General features: G+C 31.0%; 15 protein-coding genes. 6 read left to right on the forward strand and 9 right to left on the reverse strand.

The genetic code is table 11. From position 1 onward, the window contains the following. Window positions 1-145: 145 nt before the first annotated feature. Entirely contained in the window at window positions 146-880 is a 735-nt protein-coding gene (locus MW871_RS08540) for a hypothetical protein (RefSeq protein WP_248428254.1), read from the reverse strand. 281 nt (window positions 881-1,161) lie between these two features. On the opposite strand from MW871_RS08540, the gene MW871_RS08545 reads away from it, so the two are divergent. The 3 genes from MW871_RS08545 (at window position 1,162) to lysS (ending at window position 5,301) form a co-directional block, all read left to right on the forward strand. Beyond that, a complete protein-coding gene (locus MW871_RS08545) occupies window positions 1,162-2,394 on the forward strand; it encodes a hypothetical protein (protein ID WP_188049563.1) in 1,233 nt (410 codons plus the stop codon). Between the two features lie 14 nt (window positions 2,395-2,408). Continuing rightward, on the forward strand, window positions 2,409-3,419 hold the full coding sequence (locus MW871_RS08550) for a hypothetical protein (protein ID WP_248428255.1): 1,011 nt from the start codon (window positions 2,409-2,411) through the stop codon (window positions 3,417-3,419). Between the two features lie 178 nt (window positions 3,420-3,597). Next, on the forward strand, window positions 3,598-5,301 hold the full coding sequence (lysS, locus tag MW871_RS08555) for a lysine--tRNA ligase (protein ID WP_188049561.1): 1,704 nt from the start codon (window positions 3,598-3,600) through the stop codon (window positions 5,299-5,301). A gap of 97 nt (window positions 5,302-5,398) precedes the next feature. On the opposite strand, the gene MW871_RS08560 is transcribed toward lysS, so the two are convergent. The 7 genes from MW871_RS08560 to MW871_RS08590 form a co-directional block, all read right to left on the reverse strand. Beyond that, entirely contained in the window at window positions 5,399-6,424 is a 1,026-nt protein-coding gene (locus tag MW871_RS08560) for a cytochrome-c peroxidase (RefSeq protein ID WP_248428256.1), read from the reverse strand. An 80-nt stretch (window positions 6,425-6,504) separates the two neighbouring features. After that, the gene (locus MW871_RS08565) at window positions 6,505-7,377 is read right to left on the reverse strand and encodes an MbnP family protein (protein ID WP_248428257.1); all 873 of its coding nucleotides are present in this window, start codon (window positions 7,375-7,377) and stop codon (window positions 6,505-6,507) included. Between the two features lie 68 nt (window positions 7,378-7,445). Beyond that, on the reverse strand, window positions 7,446-7,817 hold the full coding sequence (locus tag MW871_RS08570; protein WP_188049558.1) for a hypothetical protein: 372 nt from the start codon (window positions 7,815-7,817) through the stop codon (window positions 7,446-7,448). Between the two features lies 1 nt (window position 7,818). Continuing rightward, window positions 7,819-9,801, reverse strand: a complete 1,983-nt coding sequence (locus MW871_RS08575) for a TonB-dependent receptor plug domain-containing protein (RefSeq protein ID WP_248428258.1) — start codon at window positions 9,799-9,801, stop codon at window positions 7,819-7,821. Window positions 9,802-9,806: 5 nt separating this feature from the next. Beyond that, window positions 9,807-10,733 (reverse strand): hypothetical protein, encoded by a 927-nt coding sequence (locus MW871_RS08580; RefSeq protein WP_248428259.1) that lies wholly within the window; start codon window positions 10,731-10,733, stop codon window positions 9,807-9,809. Between the two features lie 341 nt (window positions 10,734-11,074). Further along, window positions 11,075-11,443: a PH domain-containing protein gene (locus MW871_RS08585; RefSeq protein WP_248428260.1), complete on the reverse strand. Its 369-nt coding sequence runs from the start codon at window positions 11,441-11,443 to the stop codon at window positions 11,075-11,077. A gap of 95 nt (window positions 11,444-11,538) precedes the next feature. Beyond that, on the reverse strand, window positions 11,539-13,353 hold the full coding sequence (locus MW871_RS08590; protein WP_248428261.1) for a hypothetical protein: 1,815 nt from the start codon (window positions 13,351-13,353) through the stop codon (window positions 11,539-11,541). Between the two features lie 265 nt (window positions 13,354-13,618). Here MW871_RS08590 and MW871_RS08595 point away from each other — a divergent pair, with 265 nt between their 5' ends. From MW871_RS08595 to MW871_RS08605, 3 genes are all read left to right on the forward strand, one after another. Further along, window positions 13,619-14,215 carry a Crp/Fnr family transcriptional regulator gene (locus tag MW871_RS08595; protein ID WP_188049553.1) on the forward strand — a complete coding sequence of 199 codons (597 nt, stop codon included), beginning with the start codon at window positions 13,619-13,621 and terminating at the stop codon, window positions 14,213-14,215. Window positions 14,216-14,217: 2 nt separating this feature from the next. Then, window positions 14,218-15,450 (forward strand): hypothetical protein, encoded by a 1,233-nt coding sequence (locus tag MW871_RS08600; protein ID WP_210644355.1) that lies wholly within the window; start codon window positions 14,218-14,220, stop codon window positions 15,448-15,450. A 67-nt stretch (window positions 15,451-15,517) separates the two neighbouring features. Further along, complete coding sequence (locus tag MW871_RS08605; RefSeq protein WP_188049551.1) at window positions 15,518-16,072, forward strand: fasciclin domain-containing protein; 555 nt, start codon at window positions 15,518-15,520, stop codon at window positions 16,070-16,072. Window positions 16,073-16,206: 134 nt separating this feature from the next. On the opposite strand, the gene MW871_RS08610 is transcribed toward MW871_RS08605, so the two are convergent. Further along, window positions 16,207-16,578 carry a group III truncated hemoglobin gene (locus tag MW871_RS08610; protein ID WP_210644357.1) on the reverse strand — a complete coding sequence of 124 codons (372 nt, stop codon included), beginning with the start codon at window positions 16,576-16,578 and terminating at the stop codon, window positions 16,207-16,209. Between the last annotated feature and the right edge of the window lie 78 nt (window positions 16,579-16,656).

Below are 16,656 nucleotides of genomic sequence, written 5' to 3' on the forward strand. Positions count from 1 at the left end.
ATTTACAATTTATTATTTTGTTTTTTCCAAGAATCAACAATCGCTTGATAATATTGAGGAATCAATTTTTAAATAAAAAATTCACTCCTAATATCTTTAATTATTTTGGATAGTAATCAAAAAGCTATGCTAATCAAAAATCCCATTACTCTAAAACAACTTCTAGTGTTGTACTTTCAGGATCTTGTAAAGAATCGGATATAAGAAACCTTAGTGAAACAGATAATTTATCATTACTTATTATTGCTGCTGTATTCGAAACGTATTTTATTTTTTTAGGAAAATGATAATCTAAAACATAAGACTGATTCATTTTTACATCGCCAAGTTGCTTTAATAATGCTATCATTCTTGCTTGCTGTTTCTTTAATTCTTTTACATCGGTAATCGTAACGCTTCTTTTAAATACATTTCCATCAAAAGAATAACTTACTTTATAATAATGCTCCTCTGCAGACAAAGCATAATTATGTCGTAAATCATCTGCATACTCTTCCGTTTTATATAAGTCAGGAACAGCTTCGATTTTATCGAATTTACAAGAAATTACAGTTCTGAATTCTTTATCAAAAGAGTTTTTTTTGATATGTACATTCACCTCTTTGTACTGATTAAAAACTGACTTTTCATGCAAGGGTAGTTTAGAAAAATTTTCTTGATATTTTGATATATATTCTTTAAAAACATAGCTACTATCTATAAAATTATTTTCTTTAGAATAGTCTTCACCAACTAATTTCATATAACTTGATTCATCGCGCAATCCTTGAGTGGTTATTGTTCCGCTACCATCTTGATTTAAAAAAATAGTTTCAGTCATTTGACAAGCCGAAAAAAACAATATTAAAAATAAGGAGAAAAACGGTTTCAAATTTCGCATAATTTTTTTCCAAATATAGCAAAAATCTGACAATTAAAAGATTTTGATTTTTGACATTTATAATTTAAAAAAGAAAAATACATTTCAATTTTTGAAACAGAAATAACACATTACCAATATATTTATTAGCAGCAAGCAAAATGTATTAAAAAAAAACAATATTAATTTTTTTCCTATTAAAAATATCAAAAAAAAATTAATTTAAAACCAAATTTTAGTTTAATTAAAAAAGAACGAAGTTTGCAAAATATAAATAAAAAAAACCTTTTTAAATTAATTAAATGCAGAAAAAAACCTACAGAAAAATTTTACTTATAGTATTAATCACCCCATTTTTAATACTTAGTAGTTGCGACAGCGACACCAATTATGCTGCTTATGAGCCCCACTACAAAGCAACTATTGACGGATCTAAACTTCCTAAAGAAAATCGACCAATGACTATGTTTGAAGACTCAGAAAATCCTTCAAAAATGTATGACAAAAGCGATCGATGGTTTAGGGTAAATCAACCTTTACAAGTGATTCAAAAAACAAAGGATTCCGTACAAATATCTCTTTACTCTCCTGTAGGATTATCTGATGTGAAAATTTACGCAAAATTACCAAATTACGACAAACGATTTGTCATTTATCATTTTACAAACATCCCTGCTTTTCATCGTTCTTTTCATCAAATTCCTTTAGTGGCTGGGAAAAATGATTATTTATTAGAATCTGGCAAAACAGTAACTATTGATCAAATTACAGGGTTTTCATCTGGCTCAATCGAATTTTCGGTAGAATCTACGGATCCCTTATATGCTAAATTCAAAAAAATAAAATCTTCTCAATTGGTTCAATTTCACGATGGTTATCATTTGGCCGAATTAGGAAGGTTTTTGCCTATGAATCCTGTATTAGCTAAGGAAGCGATCACTATGATCATCAATTATTCTTATGCCTTGAGTCATCCCATTTACTATGATACTTTTGTAAATTTTGACAAATACAAACAAGAACAAGCAGCTGTAGCTGGAAAACCGATCAATGGCGCATTAGATTGGCATGGAAACGCTGAGGATGCTGACGGAAATTATGATTACTATTCGAAAGCTGAAATAGAGCAACAATATAAAAATTATGTTGACAATAGAAATCTGCATATAGCAATGGTTGGTGGCGATTCTGCGTTGGGAGGTGGCGCTTTAGCATCACAATGGGAATCTGGATACATAACAGGACATTGGACAGGAGAAATGTCAGTTTGGTCTCATGAATATTCTCACCATACTGGATACAGCCATAGTAGTAATTTAGCGAACAGTGGCGAAGGTGGAGGCCAACAAGAGATGTTAACCCAGTTTTACAAATACTTGATTCATATAAACGACTTACCCTTTATAGATCCAGAAATTTTGAAAAGCTGGACTAAAAAAGAATATCTAAACACAACTTATAAAAAACCAGTTTTCAAAATAAATGCCAATAATCCATTTTTGTTAAAATACAAAGGAACAGGGAAATGGAATTAAAAAATACCTACAAAATGAAAAAAATAATTTCCTATATATTCTTACTTTGTTTACTGACTAATTGTAGCAAAGACTCTTCAGAAACAGATACTCCCACGAATTATAATTATTATTACCCTACTGAAGATACTAGTATCTCGGCTACTGAAATTGGAGATGGAACTAAAAATTTGGATCCAAAAGGAATTGCGGTTTCGAACTCCAAATTATACATTTGCAACGGAGATGTTCTAGAAATATTTGATGCAGAAACTTTGGCCTACATCAAAACAATAGCCAATTATACCAAAGGTTCTACAACCATACCCTTTAGTAAACTTTCGTCGATCTCTATTGATAACGGACGAATTTACTTAGGAAGTGTAGATTCTAGACTTTTTGTGATGGATGAAAAAACAACTAACGGAATCAATACTTTAGGAAATGGTCAATGGTGGACTACTTTTGTACACGTATTTGGTGTTACAGTAAAAGATGGATTAGTCTTTGTTAAAGAAAAAGAACAATCAATCAAAGTGTTTGAAACTTCACAAATCACCGAAACTAGCAATTGGAATTTAACGCCAATCGCAAAATTAAATACAACCAGTGGTTTTGACGAAATTTATTCGATGGATATAAATTCAGGAAATCTAGTAGTTGCCGGTAGAAATGCAGAAGGTTATTTGTATTATCCTATCAAAGCAATTCGAAATAGCGCTGCAAATTCACCTACAACTGCTTTGGCACCAGCAAAAATAGCCCTTTCAGAAAGCCGACCTGTAGCAATCACTTTTACAACAGAATGGGCCATTGCATCAGAAAGTGTAGGGAATTCAAACCTATTGCGCTTGTATCCTATAAATGAATTCATAGGGCAAACTTACAATCCACGAGTAAATGCATCTGATATTATGGGCAATAATTCCTTTGGAACTATAATTAGCACTGCACAATACAAGGATCGTATCTTTTTATCAGACAATACCAATAAAAAAATAAGAATTATAAAACTTAATAAAGCAACGATAGCAGAACAAAAGTAAAAGACTTGATTCGCTAAAAACGAACTTTTAAATTAATTCAACTTAAATACAAATTAGGCATTCTTAGAACTGCTTAATTTGTATTTTTTTTTTGATACTTATAAACCAAAACCTTTGCTTTTAAACTTTATACTTAAAAACAAAAACTTATCTTTGCATTCTTAAAAATTAGAACACAATGGCATTATCTGAACAAGAAATCATCCGAAGAGAAAAACTTCAATCGCTACGCAACTTAGGAATCAATCCTTATCCTGCTAATCTTTTTCCTGTAAATCATACTTCGAAGCAGATAAAAGAGCAATTTGAAGACGGAAAGAAGGTTATCGTCGCTGGCCGTTTGATGAGTGTAAGAGACCAAGGAAAAGCTTGTTTTGCTGAATTGCAAGATAGTGAAGGACGCATTCAATTGTATGTGAATCGCGATGTTTTGTGTCCAGAGGAAGACAAAACCATGTACAATCAGGTTTTTAAAAAATTAACAGATCTTGGGGATTTTATAGGAATAGAAGGAGAATTGTTTACTACCAAAGTTGGTGCACAATGCATTCGTGTTGATGTTTTCACTTTCTTAAGCAAAACGTTGCGTCCGTTACCTTTACCAAAAGTAGATGAGGACGGAAAAGTACACGATGCATTTAATGACGCCGAATTGCGTTACAGAATGCGTTACGTAGATTTGACTGTAAATGAGCATGTAAAACAAACATTTATTAAGCGTACAAAATTGTTTAACGCCATGCGTACCTTTTTTAATAATGCTGGATATCTTGAGGTAGAAACCCCTGTTTTACAACCTATTCCTGGTGGTGCAGCGGCACGACCGTTTATTACACACCACAATTCACTTGACATTCCGTTATACATGCGTATTGCAAATGAATTGTATTTAAAAAGATTAATTGTTGGTGGTTTTGAAGGGGTTTATGAGTTTTCTAAAAATTTCCGTAACGAAGGAATGGATAGAACCCACAACCCAGAATTTACTGCCATGGAAATATATGTAGCTTACAAAGACTACAACTGGATGATGGAATTTGCCGAGGAGCTATTAGAATATTGCGCAGTGGCCGTAAACGGAACTTCGGAAGTTACTTTTGGTGAACACCAAATTAGTTTCAAAGCACCTTACGCTCGTGTGACAATGACCGATTCTATTAAACATTTTACTGGTTTTGACATTTCTGGGAAAACGGAAGCGGAACTTTTTGAGGCTGCAAGAGGAATGGGAATTGACGTTGATGCTACGATGGGTAAAGGAAAATTGATTGATGAAATTTTTGGTGCTAAATGCGAAGGAAATTATATTCAACCAACCTTTATTACTGATTACCCAAAAGAAATGTCACCATTATGCAAAGAACATAGAGATAATCCAGAATTGACAGAGCGTTTTGAATTAATGGTTTGCGGTAAGGAAGTGGCCAATGCCTATTCTGAATTGAATGATCCAATAGATCAAAGAGAACGTTTTGAAGACCAAATGCGATTAGCCGAAAAAGGAGACGATGAAGCTACGGGAATTATTGATGAAGATTTTTTAAGAGCTTTAGAATACGGAATGCCACCTACCTCTGGAATGGGAATTGGTATGGATCGTTTGATTATGTATTTGACCAATAATGCTTCTATTCAGGAAGTATTACTGTTTCCTCAGATGAGACCTGAAAAGAAACAAGTTCAGATTGAATTAGAAGACGATGAAAAATTAATTGTAGCATTACTGCAAACCAATAACAACCAAATGGAATTTGGATTATTAAAAACCAAATCAGAATTAAGCGGAAAAAAATGGGATAAAGCCATGAAAAATTTAGCTGCTCTTGGCATGACAGAAGTAGTAGTTGATGGTGATGTAAAAGCTTGCAGATTAAAAGAATAAAACTTCATTTAGAAGATAAAAAAAAAGGAACTCAATTGAGTTCCTTTTTTTTTATGCAATACTTTTTCATCACATTTTAGAAAAAAACTTTTTAATCTCAATCACCACCCAAAAAATGAGTGTCAGTCAATGTTTTCATGAATGAAATTAAATCTATTTTTTCTTGTTCATTTAGCGGAATTCTATTTCCATTTTCTTTAAAAATGGGATTTAAATTATCCGTTAGTATCACACCATTATCTAAATAATCTAATAGTTGTCTTAAAGTAGCAAATTGTCCAAAACTCCCGTAAGGAGCAGTAACTTCAATGTTTCTTAAAGTAGGAACACGAAAACTCATATAGTCTTTCTCGATACCAGTGACCCTTCCTCTTCCTCCTTCATTAGAATCTGTATTTAACGGGAAACCAATGTTTCTAAAACTCTGATCCGTAAACAATTCTGTACTATGACAACTGTTACACTTTTCTTGAAAAACTTGATATCCACGAGCTTCAGAAACTGAAAAAGATTCATTCTCTTTTCTTTTCACTCTATCATATTTACTATTGGCAGAAATAAGTGTGTATTCGAACTGGGCAATACTTTTGTAAATCCTTTCTGGAGTAATATTTTCGTCTCCAAAAGTCTTTTTGAATAAATCTCTGTACGCTTTATCAACCTTAATTTTGTCAATAACCTCTATAATAGAAGAATTCATCTCTTCATGAGTTATTATAGGAACTATAGATTGCTTTTCTAATTGTAATTTACTTCCATCCCAATTGTAAAAATTCAGGAACGCCATATTTTGAATAGGCGGCGTGTTCCTAAGCCCTATCCTTGCAAAAATCCCTATAGCTTTAGCATTGTTGTCTGCAAAAGCATTAGCTTGTATATGGCAACTCGCACAAGCAATAGTATTATTAGCACTAAATCTTTTATCAGAGAATAATTTTTTACCTAATTCAACACCTAGTTTTGTCGGTCGATTTGTATAAAATGCGTTGTTTAATGCAGGAAAACCAACCGGAATTTCTAAAGCAATCGTTTCATTCTCTAAAAAAATGGCCTCATAATCATCGGTATTACTACAGGAAATACAAAAGACAATGCAACTTAAAAAGCATATTATTTTTTTCATTTTAGAAAAATTTAGTATGAATAAAATTAGAAATAGAGCCGTTCTATTTTTCAACTTTAAACGGCTCTAAAACTTATTATCTAGTTTTCTACCGCTAGAATAGAAAACATACCTTTTACATCAGTTGTGCCATTCCCTCCTAAATTATCAACAAATTTTACCATTTGTAAAGCGGTATGAATATTAGGAGTAGCATTACTGCTTCCGCTTGTTCCAGTTGATAAAGTAATTACTGTAGTACCACTTAATAGTTTATTGAAATCTGCTTTGATAGTTATTTTTGGTGCATTTTTACCTACAATAGCTTTAGTTGTAAGCTCTAATGTAATATCTCTGTAAGCATCAACACCTTGAACATAAGAAGTCGCATCTACTTTATTTCCTTCTACAGTACTTCCGGTGTGAATAGACATTTGTTTATTGTCTGCCCCATAAAAACCCTCTAATTTAGTAAAGCGATATCCAGTACTCCATTCCCACATCATTTCAGTATCATTTGCACCAGCAGCAGCATAAAAACTTGGAAATTTTACTTGGTCTAAGGCATTTAAAACCTGTTTAACACCTAATCCAAATTTTATTTTAGCATACTCACCAACTGGTATATTACTCATAACATAGTTTAAAGATGCCGCTTTAGACTGATCTACAATCACCGCACCTTTATCAAGATTATTTACATTGTAAGGCACTTCTGTTCCATCTGTTTTTACAAGACGAATGTTACTTATTACATATTTCAACTCAGAAAAGCGATGCACTTGTCCTGCTCCAGATGTCTTTACAGAAGTCGTCGTAGAAGCCGCATCACCCAGAATAATTGTTGTATTATCAAATGTATTATTGAACTTTAATGCCACACTATTAGCTACCGGATTTTCATCATCATTGCTACAAGAAACAACAGCTAAAAGAATAGCTGGCATTAAAAGATATTTTTTTAAATTTTTCATTTTTATTTATTTTTAAAACTATTTGTATTTTATTCATTTTTGTAATTATTATTCAATCTTTTGACTCCTTAAACTACAAGCGGTGGAGGAACAAAAATATCTAAGTAAGGTTCAGAATGTCGAATTTCTGCGTAACCAATTTTTCTAGGAAACGCAATAAAATAAGGAGCCTTAAAAACAAAATCAGCTCTATAAACAAAAGTCAAGTCAAAGTTTTTATAAAAATTTTTAAGCTCTAAATCTTTACTTTCAGTTTGTTTTAATTCTTTTTTTAAATGGCATTTTCCATGACAATTCAATTCTGGACGATTTTTATTTTCACAAAATTCTTTTTCTATAACATCTTGATTGAGTTTGAAGCGCAAAATTACTAGTGCTTGCTGAGAGGTAATAAGCAAGAACAAAACGGACATAAATACACTAAAAAAAGATTTGATCATTTTAAAAATTAAATTTTAAAGAGGTAAAAACATTACGTCCCATTCTTGGAATATTACCCCAGTCAGCGTAAGTACTGTAATATTCATTCAATATATTTTCTGCACCAACCTGAAAAACCGTTTTTTTGTTTTTGATATTAAAAGTATAATCTGCAGAAAGATTCCAAATCATGTAATTAGGCGTTTGATCTTCTCCATATTCTGGACTGTAATTAATTTGTTCAAAATCACCATTCAATAAAGTTTGAAAACCAAACTTTTTGAATTTGTAATGAAGAGAAGTTTGGTAGCTAAGTGGGCGAATAAATGGCAAGTTTTTACCTTCATCATCCTTTGCTCTCGCGTAGGTTAAAATCCCTTTCCAATGTAGATTAGGCATTATAGCAAACTCTGAATTTAAAGAGAAATTAAACAACGTAGAATGGTTTAATTGTGTATATCCTTTTACTCCAATTGATTGATAATTCATAGGACTTCCAAGGCTTAAAATTCTACCGATAATATAATTTTCTATATAGAAATAATTTACTTTAGCTTGAATGTTTAATTTTTTATTTTTAAAACCTGCGCTAGCATTACCTTCATAAGATATTTCATTTTTCAAATCAGGATTTCCTATATAATCATAGCGATCAAAACTATTGTAAATATAATAGCCATACCCTTCAGAAATTGATGGAGCCCGTTCTCCATAGCCCGTTCCTACTGAAAAATTAAAATTAGCAACGCTAAGTTGATAGCTGGTATGCAAACTGGGAAGTATTCTAGTTTTTTCTTGAGATGCTCCAGGATGAAAAATCCAATTAAATTCGACATACTTAGAATAATTATAATTCATCCCTAAAGAACCTCCAAAATTCAGTTGACTTTTTTCGGAGAACTCCCATGAATTATTCATTGCTATTCCTGTAAAAGCGGTAGTTACAGAAGGCCAACTATAAGCAAACATAGTTCTATTTTTGCGGTCTTGCGGATACATTCGCATTTCTGCAATAGATAAATTATTATAGGCATTCAGTTGAATTTCCGATGAGAAACGATCCTTTTTAAGATTAGCCTTAGACAACAAACCATAAGTTGTGCTCCAACCTGGCATGTCCATGTGAACAAGATTTTCTGGTCTTGTAGTATCATCCATATAATGCTCTATAGCGTTAAAATAGATTTTAGTATCTAAAACTCGTATTAATCCTTTTTCAAACAATTGTTTGTAAGAAACTGAAGTAATTAATGCTCTAGAAAGCCACAAATCCATTGGTAATGCAGGAAAACCAACGTCTTTTGCCTCATCAAAAATAGCTTCAACTCTAACCGATGACAACGCACTGGTTTTAAATGCTAATCCCAATGAAGTATTGAATTTATGGTATTGAGAATGTTTAACTTCATTGTCATTTCCATCTTGATAATTACCCGCATCACGGTAGGATATACTTGCGTCAAAGACCAATTTTTCTCTAGAATACGATACGTTTCCTAGATTGAAAAATTGTTTATTGTTAAATTCAAAACCGGTTTGATAGGCTCCGTTCCATTTCTTTTCAAGACCAAAAGAGGTACTTTTTCTCTTTAGATCAATGCTTCCTGCTATAGTTGCGCCGTGTAAGCTACCTTCTTGACCTGATTTTATATCAATACTAGAAAGAGTATTGCTTTCTAAATACGACGTAACAGGATCCATCTTATCGGTACAAGCACCAAAAATATGCATGCCATCAATAGTTACAACAGAACGCTCCGTACTCATATTATTTAATAAAGGTTCCCAGGCATAAGCACCTCTTTTTATAAAACTAATACTGCTAGAAGAAGCTAAAAAATCATCAACAGAAACTGCCATTTTCATTGCTGTTTCTATTTTCTTTTTGGTAGCTGAAATTAATTTTACTTCTTTAAGAACAATGATAGTATATTTTTTTATTGGTGTATTTTGTGCAGTAACAACTACTTGAAAAAACAGCAAAACTATTGTTAGTAATCGCATTACAATTAGAATAAGATATTAATAAAAAGATCACTTTTTGCTCCTTCAATTCCTGGCGTAAATTCATTTGAAACTTGCGTTCCTTTGATGGTTTTTCCGTTTTGATCTAACATTATAAAATTCAATGTCCAATTGCCCGTCATAGTATAATTCACAATTCCATAATACAAACCATCTTCTTGCTGAACTAAATTTTTATTATTAATAGACGAGTGGTTTCCCATGGAAGGTTCTGGCATTCTTGGATCTAATAGTAAGCTATAGCCTTTTACTTGAGAATATAAAAACTGTGATGGGTCGGGAAAAACTCCCGGAGAATTTAAAGGCGGATCGTATTGATAAATTCCTGCAACTAATTTATTTTCTGCAATTTTTGGTTTTTGAGGCCACAGTAAAGCGATAACATATTCTTTTCCGTCCTTTCCTTTAAATGTTGTCATATTCAGATTTTTATTAGGCTGTGCTTTTATAACAACATCTGGCGCAACAGTGTAAGACTCATTATTTACTGTAAAATCTATGTATATTTTCCATTTTATACTAGCATCACTCTCTTCTAAAAAAACAGAATATCCCAAATAATATTCTTCGTTGGGCTTGTATTTTAGTTGATACTCATGGGGACAAGAGGATTTTTCAGAATTTAAAGCAGTTTTAATAGGTAAAAATTTCACTGCTGTTTTTTTTATAAATTGATTGGTTTGAGTATCTAAAATCTTAACACGAATTTCATTATAGCCTTTGTAAAAAGTTCCATTTAATGATTCGATACTTACTTTATAAGCACCAACATTAGACACAGACACTTCTTTAAACTCATAATATTCAGTAACATCAGTACTTATTTCGGCTTCGTAATCTGTTTTATTTAAAGTACACGAATGAGTAACTGCAATTAAAATTGCAATTACATAAAATTGAAAGGATTTCATTATTTATTAATTTCAGCTAAGCATCTTAATATCATAGCAAACGATGTAGCAGAATTATTTGTTATTTACATTTCTGTATAAAAACTAATAAAACACTACATACCTGTAGCATTACTGTTTATAATGAGAATCTATAAAAATTCTATTATATCAATATCGCAACAAACACTAGAAAATCAATGAGACTTAAGATTAAGAATAATTGTATTTTTTAAACCATAAAGGTCATAGTTATCTAATAAACCTATTATATAGAGAGGCATTCTACAAAATTAAGGTTAAGTACAAAAAGAAGTACTAAACCCAATTTTATTGAATTTTAGAAGAAACTATTCCAAAAATTAAATAAAGAGAGGTGGTCTAAAAACACGATTAGCCAAGGAGAATGTGTAGATTATTTTATTAGAAATAAAATTCTTTTTGATAAAGTTTTTATAAAAAACAAAAGGGGTATTATATTGAATTTCGTTACAAAAAAGGATGTTATTTTCAAAAGAGAAAAAAATATGTTTTTCTTTTCCTTTTTCTGATTCAGAAGCCTTGGCAAGCTCCTTCATTAAGTGGCACTTTCCGTTACAATGCATCATGGGCTTGTCCTTATTGATACAAAGTACTTTTGAGATATAATCATAGTTTACCACATACTCTAAAACCGGAAGAATTGGCTTTATAAGCAGGATTAATACCACTATGAATATGATTTTTCTCACGATGCGAAATTACAAAATTATGATATGAAAATTTGTTTTAAATAGAATAATTTCAGAAATAAATTATTCTATTTAAAACAAATACTTAGCCCAAATTAAACGAACTGTAATTCTGGAATAACAATCTTAATTAACTCTTGTTTATAGGACTCAAATTGATTTAAAATCTCCTTTTTAGTTTTTTGAAAAAAAGAATTCCCTGAAAATAAATCTTCATAATAACCAATTCCGATGATTAAATTATTTTTAAAGGCATGCCATTTTTTTATTTGTGCAGCAGTAATTTCATCAGAAACAGTTTCGATTTCATTTTGTAAATAATCCAAATACATTTTCAATTCTTTTACAAACAGATTAGGACGATCTGTTGTGTTTAATACAGATACTTTACCGTAAATATGTTGCATCATTTGAGACAGTGAAACTTCATGATCAAAATAGGCCATATTAGGTCCAGGACAAATAATGACACCTTGCGCTTGACCTTTTATTTTAATATCATTTTCAAGATAAGAAGCATTAGCTAAACCCACGCAAAGACAAGCTTTCTCGGTAATATTATTTTTCTTTTTTTCAAAAATTTCTGCAGAAAGCGTTTCTTTTTGTAATTCTAACTCGTCTAATTTTAGATCTTGATATTTTTTTGAAGAGGTACAAATCCCTTTTGCATCATATTCTTTGCTAAGTGCTAAAAAACGTTTTGGACAAGAACTCCCAGCCTTATTTTCATTAATTCTTTTTTGTTTTAATAATTCGTTGGTAGTTCCGCGTAACGTATTAAAAGGAATTCCTAATGGTGAAATATGACTTAAATATAAGTCTTCCTCTTTAGCTCCTGCCAACAATGCTCTTGTATGCTTATCTACTGAGGTTGCTTCTGGAACCAGCAAAAACGGTGAACCCCAACCAACAGAATCTACCTTGTAATGTTCTAAAAGAAAATCATGCTCCTCAGCAGTTCCCACTCCTCCTTGTACTGTTATTTTTAAATCTAAAGGCTCTTGAGGTATGTGCATTTCCTTTTGACCCAAAGCCTTAACCATTAACTCATGTGCTGACTGAATTAATTGTTCCTTTTTTTGTTTAAATTCTTCTAAAATAGGCCCCAACAGATACCCTTCTGTAGCAAAAGCATGTCCGCCGCAGTTTAGTCCTGATTCTATTCGATATTCGGAAACCCAAAGTCCTTTTTTGGCTAAAAAATTACCTTGAATCATAGCCGAACGAAAATCACTTACTTTCAATGTAATTTTCTTTTTTAATTTGTCATTTAAATCAGGGAAGAAAGCAGAAAAATTTTCAAAATAACTGTATAATCTCGGATTCATACCAGCAGATAAAACAACTGATGATTCTAAAGTACTATTAGCAAAACCTCGAAGTGCTGCATGTGCATCATTAAAAATAATAGGCAATTGTTCCTCCTTTATAAAATTGTCTTTATCCAATTTTGTCATGATATTTACATCGATATCGCCAGGAGTTAAATGTTCTTCAAGATAGTTTTTGATTGTTTCCTTTAACGCTAATCCATCATCCATCATGTTTTGCAAACCAGCTTTAATACCTGATTTATCGGATAACATTGTGATGTAATTTTCTAATGCTGTTTTACTTTCAGAAAGTTCTGTTTTAAAATTTTCGAATTTTTCCTTAACAATTTTATCTACTAAGTTTAAATAAGAGGTGATACGTTCTGCACGATAATCATGAATTTTTTGAGTTATTTCTTGATAAGGCAGATCAAATTTTGCGCTGTAAAAAGCATTCATTTTTTCGATAAGTTCATCATCCATAATCGAAATAACAGACGATATGCCATACTTTGCCACTCGTATTGGACTATCAATTGTATAGGCTAGCCCCATAACTGGAATATGAAAAGTATGAAGTGGTTTAAGTGTTGTCATATAAAATAATTTATTAGATAGACGACAAAATTCGAAAAAGAAAATTTAAAAAAAACTGATAAATATCATACCTTTTTGTCCTTTATTAAAATACCTTAGCACTTCGAACTGTTTTATAGCACTTTAGCTTAAACTATTTATTTTTATTGAACTATTTATTACTAATATTCTGATTTTATTAGATAACTTTATACCAATCCGATTTGTAGTATATATTGATAAATAATAGAGCCGAAATAAAACATTTCTAAATTTTGATTACATTATGCAAATAGACATAGACTTACTATTCTCTTGGGGCGCTGTAGCCAAAAAGTACAAAAAAAATGAAGTCGTTTTTAATGAAAGTGAAGAAGCTCATTTTTATTACCAAATAATTGATGGTAGCGTAAGAATGTATAACTCTAATGATGAAGGAAAAGAATTTACACAAGGACTTTTTAGCAAAGGAGAAAGTTTTGGAGAACCTCCTTTATTTATTGATCAATTATATCCTTCAAAAGCAGTTTGCCTACACGATGCTACGATCATAAAATTATGCAAGGAAAAATTTCTAAAAATCTTAGATGAATATCCTATTATACTGAAATCATTTCTGATTTTACTCGCCAGAAAAACCCACTCAAAATCTATTACTTCTAAAGAAATAATTAACCAAACTCCTGAATTTAGAATTATTGCTTTTTTAGAAAAACACAAGAGAAAATCCGAATGTTGTGCGTCTGACAAAAAAATCATTCCTTATACCCGTCAAGAAATTGCCAACTTTACAGGCTTACGGGTAGAGACAGTAATTCGGGTTTTTTCAAAATTAAATGACTGCAAAAAAGTAGAAATCATAAATCACAAAATATACTTTTAAAAATGAAACTTAATATAAAATTTTGGCTTAAATTCTCACTCATAAATCTTTGCATAGTAGCATCATTAGGCGTTTTGATGCGTTATAAAATAGGATTTGAATTTCCTTATTTCAATCAGAAAAACATACTGCATTCCCATTCTCATTTTGCCTTTGCCGGATGGATTACTCATACACTAATGACCTTAATGGTCTATTATCTTCAAGATAAAATTGGCGTTCTCGATACAAATAAATATAAAAAAATAATCATTGCAAATCTCATTTGCTCGTACGGAATGCTAGTCTTTTTTATCATTCAAGGCTACGGAATGTTCTCTATATTTTTCTCTACCGCCTCAATCCTAGTTTCCTATGCTTTTGGATATTACTACCTCAAAGATTTAAAAAAAATAGATACTGATTTAGCTGCCATAAATTGGTTTAGAGCAGCAGTCATTTTTAATATTATTTCCTCTTTTGGAACTTTTTACTTAGCCTACATGATGGCTAGTAAAAATGTAATACAAGACTTGTATTTATCTTCAATTTATTATTTTTTACATTTTCAGTATAACGGTTGGTTTTTCTTTGGCTGCATTGGGTTATTATTTGGGTTTTTAAACCTAAAAAAATCAGATCATTCCTTTTTTGAAATTTCCTTTAAATTATTTGCTTTTGCTTGTATTCCAGCCTATTTTTTATCAATTCTTTGGCTAAAAGTTCCCGTATGGATTTACATTATAACAGCATTCGCAGCTACAATACAAGTTTTTGCTTGGTTTAAATTATTGTTTATTTTAATTAAAACTCAAAAAGAATTCATTAATAATTTTGCTCCTTTATTGCGCTACATTTTATGTTTTGTTGCCTTAGCGTTAAGCATTAAATTCATTTTACAACTAGGTTCAACTATTCCGGTTTTAAGTCAAATGGCTTTTGGTTTCAGACCCATCGTAATTGCTTATTTACACTTAGTTTTACTAGCCGTAATTTCATTGTTCTTGCTATTTTATATATATGCCAAACATTTTATTATTTTGAATAGCAAAATAAAGATAGGCCTTATTATTTTTTCTTTAGGCGTGTTTTTCAATGAGCTCGTTCTAGCTGTACAAGGTGTCGCCTCGTTCAGTTACACAATGATTCCCTATGTCAATGAGATTTTATTTGGTGTAGCGCTACTTTTACTTTTAGGAATAGGTTTAACTGCTTATTATTCATTTAAAAAGACTAAAATTAATCCTGCCTTATGATTCCAATCATAAATTAAAAAATGGATAATGAAGTACTTTGAGGTACAAAACCTAAGTAATATTAATTATGAAAAAACCAATTTTATTATTAGTTGCCACCTCTTTACTAACTTTTTTTGGATGCAAAGAAAGTAATGAAAAAGTAAGTGAAAAAGCTACTCCTGAAAGTGAAGTTCCTGCTGTAGGACAATCTGCAGTAAACGATGAAATTTCAAGTCCTAACATTGTTCAAACAGCGTCAAAGAGTAAAGACCACACGACATTAGTAGCAGCTGTAAAAGCCGCTGGATTAGTAGATGTGTTAAGTAATGCGGGACCATTTACCGTTTTTGCACCTACCAATGCTGCTTTTGAAAAACTACCAAAAGGTACTGTTGAAGGCTTATTAAAACCTGAAAAAAAGGATGATTTAAAAAATATTTTAGAATATCACACCTATGTTGGTAATTTAAAAACCGATTATATGCAAGATGGTCAGGAATATGAAGAAGTAAATGGTGGAAAAATAAAAATAACAAAAGTGGGGGATAAAGTTTTTGTTAATGGTTCTGAAATCATTGCCTCAATTACAACTGCAAATGGAATGATTCATGTCATAAATGATGTTTTATTGCCTAAATAAAATTATTAATTCAAATGCCAATTAAAAAAGCGCAAAGTAAATTGTTTTGCGCTTTTTTTTAAGTCATTACTTTAAAAAAAAGTAATAGCTGTAATTTTAAAATCATTATTAGTTTTAAAGATAAATAAAAACGATTATTCGATTGTTTTGTACATCATAGCCATTGCAATATTGGCGGCTCTTTTCTTTACTTCGCTAGCTTTTTCCCCAACAAATAACTCATCAACAGTTTGATCAAATAAAAGATTCCATTGTAAGAAATGCGATTCATTCATCTTACTTTTTTGATGTAATTCTTTATGCTTGACAATAGGATTACCGGTATAATTACCATTGCAAAATAAAATATTATCCCAAAAATCATACATTTTAGATAAGTGATCTTCCCAGTTTACATGTGCAACTTCAGTAAAAAAATAGCCTATTTTGGCATCTTTTTTTACTTTATCATAAAAAGTATTCACCAGCTTAATTATATCATTTCTATTTCTAATAGTTGATTTCATTTTGATGATTTTTGAGTTGAAAATTCACTAAAAGCTTAACATAAATAATAGTTTATAACCTTGTTTATTATTTAACAT

It is taken from the genome of Flavobacterium pygoscelis (genome assembly GCF_023162025.1).
Lineage (GTDB): Bacteria > Bacteroidota > Bacteroidia > Flavobacteriales > Flavobacteriaceae > Flavobacterium > Flavobacterium pygoscelis.

Coding starts and splice junctions, on each gene's coding strand:
- MW871_RS08540 (WP_248428254.1), bottom strand. CDS start 880: ATGCGAAATTTGAAACCGTTTTTCTCCTTATTTTTAATATTGTTTTTT.
- MW871_RS08545 (WP_188049563.1), top strand. CDS start 1,162: ATGCAGAAAAAAACCTACAGAAAAATTTTACTTATAGTATTAATCACC.
- MW871_RS08550 (WP_248428255.1), top strand. CDS start 2,409: ATGAAAAAAATAATTTCCTATATATTCTTACTTTGTTTACTGACTAAT.
- lysS (WP_188049561.1), top strand. CDS start 3,598: ATGGCATTATCTGAACAAGAAATCATCCGAAGAGAAAAACTTCAATCG.
- MW871_RS08560 (WP_248428256.1), bottom strand. CDS start 6,424: ATGAAAAAAATAATATGCTTTTTAAGTTGCATTGTCTTTTGTATTTCC.
- MW871_RS08565 (WP_248428257.1), bottom strand. CDS start 7,377: ATGAAAAATTTAAAAAAATATCTTTTAATGCCAGCTATTCTTTTAGCT.
- MW871_RS08570 (WP_188049558.1), bottom strand. CDS start 7,817: ATGATCAAATCTTTTTTTAGTGTATTTATGTCCGTTTTGTTCTTGCTT.
- MW871_RS08575 (WP_248428258.1), bottom strand. CDS start 9,801: ATGCGATTACTAACAATAGTTTTGCTGTTTTTTCAAGTAGTTGTTACT.
- MW871_RS08580 (WP_248428259.1), bottom strand. CDS start 10,733: ATGAAATCCTTTCAATTTTATGTAATTGCAATTTTAATTGCAGTTACT.
- MW871_RS08590 (WP_248428261.1), bottom strand. CDS start 13,353: ATGACAACACTTAAACCACTTCATACTTTTCATATTCCAGTTATGGGG.
- MW871_RS08595 (WP_188049553.1), top strand. CDS start 13,619: ATGCAAATAGACATAGACTTACTATTCTCTTGGGGCGCTGTAGCCAAA.
- MW871_RS08600 (WP_210644355.1), top strand. CDS start 14,218: ATGAAACTTAATATAAAATTTTGGCTTAAATTCTCACTCATAAATCTT.
- MW871_RS08605 (WP_188049551.1), top strand. CDS start 15,518: ATGAAAAAACCAATTTTATTATTAGTTGCCACCTCTTTACTAACTTTT.
- MW871_RS08610 (WP_210644357.1), bottom strand. CDS start 16,578: ATGAAATCAACTATTAGAAATAGAAATGATATAATTAAGCTGGTGAAT.